Origin of the sequence: Variovorax paradoxus (assembly GCF_022009635.1) — a bacterium.
GTDB lineage: Bacteria > Pseudomonadota > Gammaproteobacteria > Burkholderiales > Burkholderiaceae_C > Variovorax.
Window position 1 is genome coordinate 207,777 of sequence record NZ_CP091716.1, and the last position, 12,916, is coordinate 220,692.

At 68.7% G+C, this 12,916-nt stretch carries 10 protein-coding genes; 5 read left to right on the forward strand and 5 right to left on the reverse strand.

What is annotated here, in order from left to right; genetic code table 11:
• Positions 1 to 17: 17 nt before the first annotated feature.
• Entirely contained in the window at positions 18 to 938 is a 921-nt protein-coding gene (locus L3V85_RS01110) for a 3-keto-5-aminohexanoate cleavage protein (protein ID WP_237677600.1), read from the reverse strand.
• 168 nt (positions 939 to 1,106) lie between these two features.
• On the opposite strand from L3V85_RS01110, the gene L3V85_RS01115 reads away from it, so the two are divergent.
• Together L3V85_RS01115 and L3V85_RS01120 are read left to right on the forward strand one after the other, a co-directional pair.
• A complete protein-coding gene (locus tag L3V85_RS01115; protein ID WP_237677601.1) occupies positions 1,107 to 1,490 on the forward strand; it encodes a DUF1090 domain-containing protein in 384 nt (127 codons plus the stop codon).
• 34 nt (positions 1,491 to 1,524) lie between these two features.
• Positions 1,525 to 2,235 (forward strand): Crp/Fnr family transcriptional regulator, encoded by a 711-nt coding sequence (locus L3V85_RS01120; protein WP_237677602.1) that lies wholly within the window; start codon positions 1,525 to 1,527, stop codon positions 2,233 to 2,235.
• Positions 2,236 to 2,244: 9 nt separating this feature from the next.
• On the opposite strand, the gene L3V85_RS01125 is transcribed toward L3V85_RS01120, so the two are convergent.
• Entirely contained in the window at positions 2,245 to 4,056 is a 1,812-nt protein-coding gene (locus L3V85_RS01125) for an NAD(P)/FAD-dependent oxidoreductase (protein WP_237677603.1), read from the reverse strand.
• A gap of 371 nt (positions 4,057 to 4,427) precedes the next feature.
• Here L3V85_RS01125 and L3V85_RS01130 point away from each other — a divergent pair, with 371 nt between their 5' ends.
• The 3 genes from L3V85_RS01130 to L3V85_RS01140 all read left to right on the forward strand — a co-directional run bounded on the left by L3V85_RS01130 (position 4,428) and on the right by L3V85_RS01140 (position 7,934).
• Entirely contained in the window at positions 4,428 to 5,819 is a 1,392-nt protein-coding gene (locus tag L3V85_RS01130) for a hypothetical protein (protein WP_237677604.1), read from the forward strand.
• A 292-nt stretch (positions 5,820 to 6,111) separates the two neighbouring features.
• Entirely contained in the window at positions 6,112 to 6,717 is a 606-nt protein-coding gene (locus tag L3V85_RS01135; protein WP_237677605.1) for a TetR/AcrR family transcriptional regulator, read from the forward strand.
• Positions 6,714 to 7,934 carry a glycosyltransferase gene (locus tag L3V85_RS01140; RefSeq protein ID WP_237677606.1) on the forward strand — a complete coding sequence of 407 codons (1,221 nt, stop codon included), beginning with the start codon at positions 6,714 to 6,716 and terminating at the stop codon, positions 7,932 to 7,934. The genes L3V85_RS01135 and L3V85_RS01140 overlap by 4 nt, the downstream gene beginning before the upstream one ends.
• Positions 7,935 to 7,945: 11 nt before the next feature.
• Here the strand turns inward: L3V85_RS01140 and L3V85_RS01145 are convergent, their stop codons facing one another.
• The 3 genes from L3V85_RS01145 to L3V85_RS01155 form a co-directional block, all read right to left on the reverse strand.
• Positions 7,946 to 9,871, reverse strand: coding sequence for a sigma-54-dependent Fis family transcriptional regulator (locus L3V85_RS01145; protein ID WP_237677607.1), 1,926 nt, complete (start codon positions 9,869 to 9,871; stop codon positions 7,946 to 7,948).
• A 139-nt stretch (positions 9,872 to 10,010) separates the two neighbouring features.
• A complete protein-coding gene (locus L3V85_RS01150; RefSeq protein ID WP_237677608.1) occupies positions 10,011 to 11,924 on the reverse strand; it encodes a tannase/feruloyl esterase family alpha/beta hydrolase in 1,914 nt (637 codons plus the stop codon).
• Positions 11,925 to 12,030: 106 nt separating this feature from the next.
• Complete coding sequence (locus L3V85_RS01155) at positions 12,031 to 12,909, reverse strand: helix-turn-helix domain-containing protein (protein WP_237677609.1); 879 nt, start codon at positions 12,907 to 12,909, stop codon at positions 12,031 to 12,033.
• Positions 12,910 to 12,916 lie beyond the last annotated feature (7 nt).

Here is a 12,916-nt window from a genome sequence, read left to right on the forward strand (position 1 = left end):
GGTCGTTGTTGTGTGGTTCAGCCCAATGCGAACTCGGGCCGCGGCGTGCCCGTGCGCGGCAGGCCCATCATCTGCCGCGCCTCGGCCGGCGTGGCCACTTCCATGTCGAGCTCGCGGATCATCCGCACGATGCGCTCGGTGAGCTGCACGTTGGTGGCCAGCTCGCCCTGGCGGAAGTAGAGGTTGTCTTCCAGGCCCACGCGCGCATGGCCGCCCAGCAGCAGCGCCGCCACGTTGGCTTCGAGCTGCGACGGGCCGATGCCGCTCACGCAGAAGATGCTGCCCTTGGGCAGGGTGTCGACCATCATCTGCAGGAAGCGCGGCGAATACGGCATCGCGTTCTGGAAGTTGCGGTGCACGTTCATCACCAGGTTGATGAAGTAGGGCTCGTCGTCGTGGCCTTCCTGGATCAGCGTGGTCGTGTCCTGCAGGATGTGCGTGGGGCTGAACACCTCCCACTCGGGCTTGATGCCGCGCGCCTTCATGCCGGCGGCCAGCTCGCGCCCGCGGGTGATGGGCGTGTCCATCAGGATCTGCTTGCCCTCGAAGCTCAGGTTGAGCGTGGTGGCGTCGAGCGTGCACATCTCGGCGCCGGCGTCCATGCCCTTGATGCGCTCTTCCCACGCGATCTCCCAGCGATCGCCGGCCAGCGGCTTGACCATGTCGCCGTGCACGCCGCCGCCGGTGGAGTTGTTGATGACGATGTCGCTGCCGCCCGCACGGATGCGACTGTTGATGTCGCGGTACACGTCGGCATTGCAGGTGGCGCCGTCGTCCGGGCGGCGCGCATGGATGGCGACCACGCTGGCGCCGGCGTTCCAGCAGCGCAGCACGTCGGCGGCGATCTCGGCGGGCTGGGTGGGGAGGTGGGGGTTCTGCGATTTGTGCGCCATGCCGCCGGTGGGGGCGATGGTCACGATCACTTTGCGCTTCGACATGCTCGGAGGCTCCTGGTGTCTGTCTGTCATGGGGGCGCGCCATTATTTTTTGAGGCGCGCGCGCACTCAGTCATCGCGACGACATTTGGGGGCAGGGTTTACCTGCGCCAGCGGCTAAAGTCGCCACTGCCTTCCCCACTCTTCCTCACGCAGCAAGGAGCAGCGCCCATGAAATTCCTGCCTCTCGTCCTGGCGACCGCCGCCGCACTGATGACATCGGGCCTGGCGATGGCGCAGCCGGGGCCCAGCGCCACCTGCGCGGCCAAGCGCGACGCCATTTCGCGCGACATCGAAGCAGCCAAGGCCGACAACCAGACCCACCGCGTTCGCGGCCTCGAAAAGGCGCTGGCCGAAGTGCGCCGCAACTGCAGCGACGCCAAGCTGGCCGCCGAGCACCAGCAACGCGTGCGCAGCCAGGAGCGCAAGGTGGCGCAGCGCGAACGCGAGCTGCAGGAAGCCCGGCGCAAGGGCGATGCCGACAAGGTCGCGCGGCGCGAAGACAAGCTGCGCGAAGCGCAGGCGGAACTGCAGCGCATCAAGGACCTGCCGTAATCCTTTCAACGCCGCAGTGCGCCCCCGAGAGCCCATGCCCACGACCAAGCAATCCCTTCAGCACGCGTCGCTGACCATCCCGCAACTGCTGCAGGGCTCGGCCTGGTTTCCGCTGCTGGACGTGGCCGCGGGCGAGCGCGTGCTCGACGAGATGCGCGAGGTCGAGGTCGCGGCCGGCGCCGCGCTGTGCCGGCGCGGCGACACGCCGGCGCACTGGTACGGCACGCTCGAAGGGCTGCTCAAGTGGTCGATCACCTCGAGCGACGGGCGCTCGGTGACGCTGGGCGGGCTGTCGGTGGGCAGCTGGTTCGGCGAGGGCACGCTGCTGCGCGCGCTGCCGCGCTCGGCCGACATCATCGCGCTGCGGCCCAGCCGCGTGGCGCAGCTGCCGCTGGAGACCTTCGAGTGGCTGCATCGCACGCAGCGCGGCTTCGACCACTTTCTGCTGCAGCAGATCAACGAGCGGCTGCACTGGTTCATGGGCAGCTACGCGGCGCACCGCCTGCTCGACGCCGACAGCCAGGTGGCGCGCGCGCTGGCGGGGCTGTTCCACCCGTGGCTGCATCCGGGCAGCGAGCCGCACCTGCAGACCTCGCAGGAGGAGATCGCGAACCTGTCGGGCGTGTCGCGCCAGCGCTGCAACGCGGCGCTGAACCGGCTGAAGGAAGCGGGCTTTCTTCGCATCGAGTACGGCGGGATCACCGTGATCGATCTGGAAGGGTTGCGCCGCTTCATCAGCGAATGACGGACCGGCTCAGCGCGTGTGGTGCGACGGCGCCCGCTCGTACACCGGCGTGTCGATCCCTTCCATGCGCGCCTTCAGCTGCAGCGCCAGGAACTGCGAGTAGTGCCGCGACTGGTGCAGGTTGCCGCCGTGGAACCACAGGTTGTCGACCTGCGTCGGCTTCCACATGTTGCGCAGCTCGCCTTCCCACGGTCCCGGGTCCTTGGGCGTGTCGGAGCCCAGCCCCCAGCACTTGCCGACCTTGTCGGCGATCTCCGGCGAGATCAGGTCGGCCAGCCAGCCGTTCATGGAGCCGTAGCCGGTGGCGTACACCAGCAGGTCGGCCGGCAGCTCGGTGCCGTCGGTCAGCGTCACCGAGCGTTCGTTCACCCGCTCGATGTTCACGCCGCTCTTCAGGTGGATGCTGCCGTTGGCCACCAGCTCCGAGGCGCCCACGTCGATGTAGTAGCCCGAGCCGCGGCGCAGGTACTTCATGAACAGGCCCGAGCCGTCGACGCCGAAGTCCAGCAGGAAGCCCGCCTTCTCCAGCCGCGCGTACAGGTCGGCGTCGCGCTTCTTCATCTCCTCGTATACCGGGATGTGGAAGGTGTGCATGATCTTGTAGGGCACCGACGCGAAGATCAGGTCGCCCTTGTGGTGATCGATGCCGTTCCTCACCGCCTGCTCGGAGTAGAGCTCGCCCAGCGCCAGCTCCATCAAGGACTGCGAGGGCGCGATGTGCGTCGACGAGCGCTGGATCATCGTCACGTCCGCGCCGTGTTCCCACAGCGCCGCGCAGATGTCGTGCGCCGAGTTGTTCGAGCCCAGCACCACGCACTTCTTGCCCGCGTAGGCCTCGGACCCCGGGTGCTGGCTGGAATGGTGCTGGTCGCCCTTGAAGTTCTCCGCGCCCGCCACCTTCGGAACGTTCGGATAGCCCGAGACGCCGAGGGCGAACACCAGCTGCCTCGGCCGCAGCACCACCGGCTTGCCCTCGCGCTCGACCGTCACTTCCCAGCGCTGCGTGGCTTCGTCGAAGCGGGCCTTCCTGGCGGTGGTGGAGCTCCAGTAGTTCAGCTCCATGATCTTCGTGTACATCTCCAGCCAGTCGCCGATCTTGTCCTTGGGCGCGAACACCGGCCAGTCGTCCGGAAAGGGCATGTAGGGCAGGTGGTCGTACCAGACCGGGTCGTGCAGGCACAGCGACTTGTAGCGCTTGCGCCAGGAGTCGCCGGCCTTCGCGTTGCGCTCCACGATGATGGCCGGCACGCCCAGGCGCCGCAGCCGCGCTCCGAGCGCGATGCCGCCCTGGCCGCCGCCGATGATGACCACCTCGGGCTGCTCGGTGTAGCCCAGCGCCGCCTCTTCGTCGCGGCGCTTCTCCAGCCAGTTCTTGCGACCCTTGTGCACGCCATGCTCCGCGCCCTTGACGCGGTTGTCGCCCGTCTTTTCCTCGAAGCCCTTCAGCTCGGTCATGGTGGTGAGCAGCGTCCAGGCCTTGCCGTTGCGAAGCCGCAGGTGGCCGCGCCCGCGCGCCACGCGCGTCTCGAAAGTAAACCATGCATCGACCACGCCATCGGCCTCGGTCGCTTCGCCTTCCACTGTGAAGGCCGTGGGCTGCGTGTCGGCCAGCCGGGCCTGCAGCATCGCGCGGATGGCGGCCGGGCCTTCCTGCGTGCGGATGTTCCAGGTGAAGGCGACGAGGTCGCGCCAGAAGCTGTCGGGCTCGAAGAGCGCGACGGCCGCGTCGATGTCGCTGCGCGCGAGCGCGGCGGCGAAGTCGGCGAGCCATTGGGAAGCGGCCTGGGTGGGGCCGCTCGGGCTGAGGGTCGGGTCTGTCATTGAATGTCTCCGGAGCGTCGTTGATGGATGCGCGGCGCCGTGGCGCGGGGCGCGACGTGCATGGCGCACCTTTCGTGCCGCGCGGCGGGCCACGAGAAATCAATGAGTTGTGTGGTGTTTTGTCGCACTGCCGCTGTCGTGTCTCACGTTCAGTGCGACGGGTTTGCGATGCCGTGAGACGCATGCGTCCCTGTTGTTAAAACCTTGGAATTACTTCAAAGGGCGTGTCGTGCGCCTTAACTGAACAATGTGGCGTGAAGACGACTTTCGGTAGGCCTTTTATCTTCATAAACGAAGGTTGTCGTTACATTCGCAAGGGCCCCGGCGCCGCCGGGGTGCATTGATCTATACGAATTCAGAGGGACAAAGAGATGAGGGAAAGCATTGGTACCGCGTTTGCCGCGGCCTTGGTGTTGGGTCTTGCCGGTTGCGGCGGCGGCGGTGGCGGGGGAGGAGGCGTGCCGTTGCTTCCGATCGCGGTCGCGCCTGCCCCAGCCCCGGCCCCGCAACCGCCTGCTGCAGCGGAGTTGAAGCTCACGGTCGAGATCGCGGGTGCCGCCGCGACGCCGGACGGTTCCGGCAAGTACGGCGTATTGCCCGGCCAGCAAGTGACGATCAAAGCCAGCGACAACGTTGCATGGGCGGGCGACGCCGGCGTCAGCGTCGTGACGCGCACGGATGTCGACACCACCGTCACACAGTGGGTCTCGCGTTTTACCAATTCCAGCAAGACGCAGACCGGCACCTACAAGCTCGTGGCCAACGCCTCGGAAGGCCGCTCGAAGGAGCTGAACTTCATCGTGCAGACCGGCGACTATCGCAATGGTGACTACACGGTGTTCGCCGCCAATGGCTCTCGCCACAAGCTCAGCATCGACTTCGAGAAGGCCACCTACAGCATGACGGACACGGCCGGCAACACGACTTCCGGCGCGCTGACGCCACCTTCTTCCCCGACATACGACGGCGACTGGAAGGTGCAGAACAGCCGAATCACCGGCACCAACGTCTCGTCGTTCTGGGTTGTGGGTGACAACATCCTTGGCGGCTTCCCGTTCGAGAAGCCTTTCTCGACGCCGGTGTCTTACGCGGCAGCACCCCTGGTGGCGACGCGCGCGTTCGTCCTCACGCAAAGCAAGCTGGACGGCACATATGACCGCGCCCGCATCAGCTTCTCGGCCTCGGGTGGCGAGTCGGCCATCGCGCAGATCCAGATCTCGGGCGGCGGCACCGTGATGAAGCAGTGCACCAACCAGATCATCTACCGCATCGACAGTTGTCCGGCGGGAAGCGTGGTGACTAGCGCGGTTGAAGCGGATGCCGAGCCTGGCATGTGGCAGCTGAAGAATCCGGCGGACGGTACCTTGCTGGGCCGTTTCGGTGTTGCGATGATCGATGGCGACAAGACCTATCTGAGCGCCGGGACTTCGCCTGCCGACGGAACGCAAGTTCTGGCGATCGGCGTGCCGGCAGCGTCGGAGTACGTGGGCTTCATGACCGGCATGGGCTGGTCGACGAGCGGCACGATGGACATGACGATCGCTTCCCTGACGCAATATCAGATGGTCCAGACCGGCGACAACTCCGCCGTCTTCAACCTTGCCGTGAACGCTCTCGGCGCTTCGTCGCCCGTTGGCATCCGTTCGGCCGAATCGGGCGGTGATTTCTTCTTCACGATGCGTTCGAAGCGGCTCGACGTGCTGATCGGCGCACGCAGCCCGTCGGCCCGCGCAGGTTTCCTGCACCTGGGCTTCATCCAGTAAGTCATAGACGCGGCCGGTCTGGCCGCCAACGAAGCCCGCAGGCCGTCAGAGGCGCTGCGGGCTTTTTTCATGGGCGCTGCGTTTGCCTGAAACGCGTGGCAAGCAATGGTGCATGTGCTGCTCATGGGCCAATGAAAGGCAGCGCAGTTCCCCGTTCTTGCAATGCATGCATTCTTCCGAAAGTTGAGCATCGTATAAACTTGAACGACGTTCAAAATTCGAGGGCAAGAACTTGCCGGCACCTGAACTCCCCGGCCGCCGCGAACGCCGCCGCGCCCAGACACTTGACCACGTGGCCGCCACCGCCATGCGCCTCTTCGAGTCGCAGGGCTACGACGCCACGACCATGGAGCAGATCGCCCAGCAGTCGGACCTTGCTAAGGGCACGCTCTACAACCACTTCCCGACCAAGGACGCGATCCTCGCGCACTGGGTGCACCTGAAGCTCGCGGACGACACACAGCGCCTGCATGCCGCCATCGACTGGCAAGCCGGCTTCGGCGAACAGCTCTCGCATCTGCTGGAGGCGTCGACCGAATGGACCGGGCAGCATCGCGACCACCTGCTCGACTACTTCCGCTTCCGTTTCCTCAACATTGAGAGCGAGCTCCAGGGCGGTGGCGCCAAAAGCAACAGCGGCGACCTCCCGCGCGATCTCATCGGCCTCTTCGACGCACTGATCGCCGCGGCCCAGAAGAACGGCACCCTGCGCACCGACGTGTCCTCCGCGCACCTCGCCTCGCTGCTGCATCACCTGTACTTCGGTGCGCTGATGCGCTGGCTCACGCTGCCGGGGCTGGTGCTGCGCGAGGAGTTCGCGGTGATCGCCGATCTCTTCATCACCGGCGCGCAGGCGGGCAAGGACGCGAAGGCCGCGCGCAGGAAGCAGCAGCCATGAAGATCGCCGTCGTCACCTACGGCACCGAGGGCGACGCCCGGCCGCTCGCCGCACTGTGCCGCGCGCTGGACGATGCCGGCCACGGCTCGGTGCTGCTGGCGGACGCCTCCACCCTCGGCACCACGCAGCGGCTGGGCGTGCGCTCCCATGCACTGACCGGCGACATCCAGGGCACGCTGGCCAGCGTGATCGCGCTCGGCAACCGTCCGGCGGCGGCCATGAAGGCGCTGGCCGCCATCGCCAACGAGAACGCCACGACATGGCTGCGGCAGACCGTCGAAGCAGCGAGCGGCTGCGACGCGATCGTTTGCTCGGGCCTCGCCGCCTTCACCGGCCTCTCGGCGGCCGAGGCGTTGCGCGTGCCGGCCATCGGGGCGGGCATGTTCCCGCTCACGCCCACGGCGGCCTTCGCCTCGCCCTTCCTGCCGCCCGCACGGGTGCCGCGCCTGCTGCGCCGCGCGAGCCATCACTTCATCAACGCGATGCTCTGGCGTGCCTTCCGGCCGGCGATCAACGCCGCGCGCGCCGAGGTCGGCAAGCTGCCGTCGCGGCGCGCGATGTGGAACGCGCACCCGATGCTCTACGGCGTTTCTCCGAGCCTCGTGCCGAGGCCGGCCGACTGGCCGGACAACGCCATGGTCTGCGGCCAGTGGATTCCTCCTGCGCAGGATTGGAGTGCGCCGCCCGACCTGGAGGCGTTCCTCGACGCGGGCGAACCGCCGGTCTACGTGGGCTTCGGCAGCATGACCGGCTTCGACAGGCAGCGACTGCGGACCACGGTGATCGACGGCGTCGCCGGGCGCCGCGCGCTGTTGTACGCCGGCTGGGGCGGCATCGACACGCAGGGCCTGCCTTCCAACTTCCATGTGGTGGGCGACACGCCGCACGACTGGCTGCTTCCGCGCACCGCGCTGGTGGTGCATCACGGCGGCTCGGGCACGAGCCACTCGGCCTCGCGCGCCGGCGTGCCCTCGGTCGTCGTGCCCTTCGCGGGTGACCAGCCTTTCTGGGCGCACCGGCTGGCCGAGGCCGGCGTCGCGCCGCCGGCGGTAGCGGGTGGGCGCCTGCAGGCGGCCGATCTCGCACGCGGCATCGCCTTCGCTGAGGACGAACAGGTTCGCGCGCGGGCCAGGGCGCTGGGCGAACGGATGCGCGCGGAAGACGGCCTTGGGCAGGCCGTGGCCGCGATCGAGCGCTTCGTGCCTGCCGCGGCCTGAGACTGTCGCAGCTACCCGCGGCGCGGCACCACGATGCCCAGCCGCTTCATGTGCCGGTAGGCGGTCGCGCGGCTCATGCCTAGCTCGTCGGCTGCGTGCGCCACACGCCAGCGGTGGCGCTTCAGCGCGTCGAGCAGTCGTCTGGCTTCGGCGGCCACGTCTTCATCTGGCTCCGTGTCGCAGACCGTGTCCGCGCGCGCCTGCAGCTGCAGGTCCTGCGCGCTCACGCTCGCGCCGGTGCAAAGTGCCAGCGCGAGTCGCAGCGCATTGCGCAGCTCCCGCAGGTTGCCCGGCCAGTCGTGCGCCAGCAGCCGTTGCATCGCCTCTTCCGACAGCCGTGCCGGCGAAGGCATTGCCGCGGCTTCCTCGTTGAACATGCCTTCGATCAGGTAGCGCATGTCGCCGCGCGCGCGCAGCGGCGGCAGCTTCAGCACCGCGCCGCACAGGCGGTAGTAGAGGTCCTCGCGGAAGCGCCCCGACGCCACCAGCCCGGGCAGGTGCCGGTGCGTGGCCGCCACCACCGCGATGTCCACCCGCTGCGGCGACTCGGCGCCCAGCGGCAGCACCTCGCCCTCGGAGAGCACGCGCAGCAGCCGCGTCTGCAGCGCCATCGGCATGTCGCCGATCTCGTCGAGGAACAGCGTGCCCCTGTCGGCCTGCGCGATCAGCCCCTTCATGCCCTTGGCGCGTCCGCCCGTGAAACTGCCGGGCGTGTAGCCGAACAGCTCGCTCTCGATCAGCGAATCGGGAATGGCCGCGCAGTTCACCGCCACGAAGGGCATTGCCGCGCGGCTGCTCGCGCTGTGCAGGGCGCGCGCCAGCACTTCCTTGCCGCTGCCGGTCTCGCCTTCGACCAGCACGTGGATCCCGCGGTCGACAAGGCGGCGCGCCTGCGCGAGCAGCTTCTGCATCGCCGGGTCGTCGCCCGCGATGCGCTCCAGCGGCGGCAGGCGGTCGGAAGGGCGCGCGCTCGGCGCGGCGGTCGCGGGGGCCTGCGCCCTGCGCGAGCGCGGCGCGATCAGCGAGGCGTGGTATTCGCCGCCGCCCGGCAGCAGCACCGTGTGCGCGAACGGCATCAGTGGCGATATCGCGCCGCCGTTGCCGATGCGCCAGATCGCATCCATCGGCATGTGCAGCAGCTCCGACACCGCGCCGCTCAACGCATGGCCGGCAAAGGCCTGCCGCGCGCCGCCGTTGGCGCCCGCCAGCGTGCCGCCGTCGTCGAAGGCCAGCATCACCTCGCCGGCCACGTCGACCAGCCCGAAGGCGCTGCCCAGCCGCAGGATCCAGTGGCCGCGGAAGTTGCGCAGGAAATCGGCGTCCTCGATCATCCGCGCATACATCGACACCAGGTGCCGCACGAGGTGCTGGCTCTCCTTGGCCTCTGGCGAGCGCAACGCCGACACGTCGAGAATGGCCGTGAGCTTGCCGCTGTGGTCGAACAGCGGCGCGGTGGTGCAGGTGAGGGCGATGTGCGTGGCGTCGAAGTGCTCGGTCTGGTGGCAGGTCATCGGCTGGCGCTCGACCAGGCAGGTGCCCACGCCGCAGGTGCCGGCATGCGCTTCGTTCCAGTCGGCCCCCAGGTACAGGCCGGCCTTGCGCAGCTGGTCGTCCCACGCGGGGTTGCCGATGTAGTCGACCGTGATGCCCTCGGCGTCGGTCAGCAGCACCATGTAGCCCAGGTCGGCCACGCGGCGGTAGATGTCTTCCATGCCCGCCCGCGCGGCCCGCAGGAAGTGCTCCAGCTGCTGCTGGTGCGCGCGCACCTCCTGCGCCGGCAGGATGCGCGCGGGCGTCGGCTTCGACGGATCGAGCCCGTGGTCGCGCACGCAGCGCGCCCACGACTTGTGGACCAGGCTCTGCGTCGGATCGGCCAGCGCCGCGCCGGTGGCGATCGAATAGACGTTGTCGATGTGACGCGATTGCAGGGAAGTCATGCTCAACCTCGCTGTGCCGGGGCAGCCGGACATCATTCGGCTGCCGCACTGTCGCAGGCCAGAGGTTAAACCCGGTGAAGTCCGAAGACCGCCTTTGTGCTTTGCAACAGAGTGTGCGAACCCGCTTCTCGCTTTTCTTTCAGCGGCAGGCGTAGCTGGAGGCCGCCTTCACGTCCCCGCCCAGGTAGGCGATCTTCTTCGGATAGGTGCAAAGCGGCCGTGCGAGCGACTTGTCGGCGTTCTGCAGCACCAGGGCATCCGGAGCCACGCCCTTCTCGACCCAGTCGGTCAGCGCCGTGAAGAGCTGGTTCGGCGCCGGCAGCGGCGGGTTGGCCGCGGGGCTCGTGCCCGCGAGGCCGTTGACCGAGCCCACGCCGGCGCAGTGGCCCATCGCCGGGATCTCCACGTAGCGGTAGAACTTCTGCAGTGCATCGATGCCGCCCATCGCCTTCGCTGCGCGCTCGTAGTAGTTGGCCGTGCCCGAGCTCGGAATCAGCTGGTCGGCCAGCCCGTGGTACGCCAGCAGCTTGGCGCCGCGATCGCGGAAGCGGGTGAGGTCGGGGTTGTCGGCGTTGATGTTCGCAAAGGCCGTCTGCAGCGCCTTGCCGCGGTCGCTCGCGTTGGCAAGCTGTGCATACGAGAGTCCCTTCCACTTGTCCGCGCCGTTGCCCGTGGCGTTGATGAAGTCCGGCGTGGCGAGCGTCGGGTCCTGCAGGTTGAGCGCCACCTGGTGCGCGGCGATGTGGAAGGGGGCGGGCACGCCGCCCACCGAGTCGGCCAGCGAGAGGCCGGGCACGCCGGGGCTGTTGAGTGCCGTGCCGCGCGTGAGGCCGTACCAGAGCTGGTTCGACGCCAGCGTGGCGCCGTAGCCGATGTCGCTCGCGGGTGCCGGCGCGCTGCCGTCGCGCGTCTGGCCGTACCAGATCTTGTTGACGGCCTGGGCCTGCGCGGTGCTCAGGCAGGCGGCGGTGGCGTTGGTGCCGCCGCTGCCGGTGCACAGCACGCTGGTGTCCTGCGCGGGGTCGTACTTGCAGGCGGCCGGGTCGCTGACGAAGCCGTCGTGCTGGCCGGTGAGTGCGCTGTCGCAGGCGCTCACCGCCGACGAGGACACCAGCGCCAGCTGGTCCGGCGTGAGCGGCGTGCCGCCGAGGTCGCGCTGCATCACGACCTGCGGGTACAGCTCGGCGGTGATGAAGTTGGTCCAGTTGATCGCGCTGTTGCCGGCCAGGATGCCGTCGAAGTCGTCGGGGTTCACCTGGGCCTGCATGTGGCCCTGGCGCCCGCCGGTGGAGCAGCCGTCCCAGTAGGCGTACTTCGCGTCGCGCTGGTAGAAGCCGGCCGCCAGTGCCTTGGCCTTCACGGCCATCTGGTGGATGCCGCGGCTCGCGAAGTCGGTCCACAGCGTGGTGTTGATGGTGCCGTCGGGGTTCATCGCGAACGAACCGTCGACCGAAGGCAGCGGTGCCTTCGACGCATGGCCCGCGTCGGTCACCGCGCTCACCGAGCCTTCGCCGGCCGCGATCGCGGCGGCATTCGCGCCGCCGATCTGCGTCTTCGCGCCGATGCCCGCGTCGCCCACGAAGCCGCCGCCGCCGAGCACGCGGATGCGGTTGTTCCACGCGGCCTGCGAAGGCAGCCACACCTCGATGCCGATGCCCGGCGAGGTCGAGGGCGCATCGGCCGGCCCGGCGTGGCCCGGTCCGACGTTGAGCTTGACCATGCACACGTCGCTGGCCGCGACCGTGCCCGAGGCCTTGCCGTCGAGGTTCAGGTCGTCGCCCTTGTGGAACTGCCTCACCACAGTCACGGTGGTGTCGGCGTCGGGCTTGAACGCGGACTTCAGGCTCTCGTCGCAGGCCAGGGCCACCGGCGCGGCGGACGGTGGCGGCGCCGGAGCGGGAACGATGGGCAGCACGGCAGGGCCCGACGAACTGCTGCCGCCACAGGCGGTGAGCGCGGCGGCGGCAGCCAGGCTCAGGCAGAAGGCGGCGGCCGCACGGGCGGCGCCGCGCCGTTCATGTTCGATGGGGGTGATGGGGGTGGGCGTCGGCATCTTCTCGTCTCCTGTTGTGTAGAGACATGAATTTGCCCGCGCCCCCAGCGGCGGTATATCGACATGCGATCACCGCTTGCAGGATTCCTTCACCCGTCCCCGGGACTTACCCGCGCCGCGCGCGTGCCGGCGTGGTGCCCACCATCTGGCGGAACACCTGGGTGAAGTGCGCCTGGCTGGAGAAGCCCACGGCCTGTGCGATCTCGGCTAGCGACTGGTTGCCGCCGAGCAGCGACAGCGCATGGCGCACGCGCTGCTCCATCACGTAGCGGTAAGGCGTCGCGCCCGTGCTGGCGCGGAAGAGCCGCGTGAAATGCACGGCGCTCAGGTGCAGCTCGGCCGCGAGTTCGTCGATGCCGAAGTCTTCGGCCAGATGCTGCATGACCCAGTCGTACACCTTGCGCAGGTCGGTCTGCGAGAGCCGCCCGCGCGGACGCCGCGCGCTGCCCGTGGCGCCATAGCGGTTCTGCAGGTAGCTCGCGAGCGCCATCGACAGGCCCTGCGCGTGCATGCGCCCGGAACTGCAGCCGCGCTCCACCTCGTCGCGCATGGCGATGGCCAGCGCCGACAGCGTGGCGTCGGTGGTCGACAGGTGGGTCTGCAGGTGCAGCGCGCCGTCGCTCTCGGGCATGAGGCTGCGCAGTGCCTCGGGGCGGATCTCCACCGCGATCATTTCCTCGACGTGGCCGCTCCAGCAGGCGCGATCTACCTCGTAGCCCTGCTCGAAGATGAACATGCCACCCGCATGCGCCTCGAAGGGCAGCACGCGCCGGCCGCGCGTCATCGCGCCCTTCACATGGCCGCGCACGCACAGGCCGATCAGCGGGTGCGGGTTGTAGCAGGGCGGGTTCTCGCCGTCGCCCGTCATCGCGCGCACCTCGAGCGCGAAGCCCTGCCACGGCGTGGCCTGTGCGTCGATCAGCATCCGGGCCTCGTTGCGCAGGGGCCTGCCCGCGGCGTCGATGAGGCTGATCTCGCGGGGCACGGCGCTT

Bases quoted from the DNA above. Each gene is read 5' to 3' on its own strand.
- L3V85_RS01110 (WP_237677600.1), bottom strand. From the start codon at position 938: ATGTCGAAGCGCAAAGTGATCGTGACCATCGCCCCCACCGGCGGCATG.
- L3V85_RS01115 (WP_237677601.1), top strand. From the start codon at position 1,107: ATGAAATTCCTGCCTCTCGTCCTGGCGACCGCCGCCGCACTGATGACA.
- L3V85_RS01120 (WP_237677602.1), top strand. From the start codon at position 1,525: ATGCCCACGACCAAGCAATCCCTTCAGCACGCGTCGCTGACCATCCCG.
- L3V85_RS01125 (WP_237677603.1), bottom strand. From the start codon at position 4,056: ATGACAGACCCGACCCTCAGCCCGAGCGGCCCCACCCAGGCCGCTTCC.
- L3V85_RS01130 (WP_237677604.1), top strand. From the start codon at position 4,428: ATGAGGGAAAGCATTGGTACCGCGTTTGCCGCGGCCTTGGTGTTGGGT.
- L3V85_RS01140 (WP_237677606.1), top strand. From the start codon at position 6,714: ATGAAGATCGCCGTCGTCACCTACGGCACCGAGGGCGACGCCCGGCCG.
- L3V85_RS01145 (WP_237677607.1), bottom strand. From the start codon at position 9,871: ATGACTTCCCTGCAATCGCGTCACATCGACAACGTCTATTCGATCGCC.
- L3V85_RS01150 (WP_237677608.1), bottom strand. From the start codon at position 11,924: ATGCCGACGCCCACCCCCATCACCCCCATCGAACATGAACGGCGCGGC.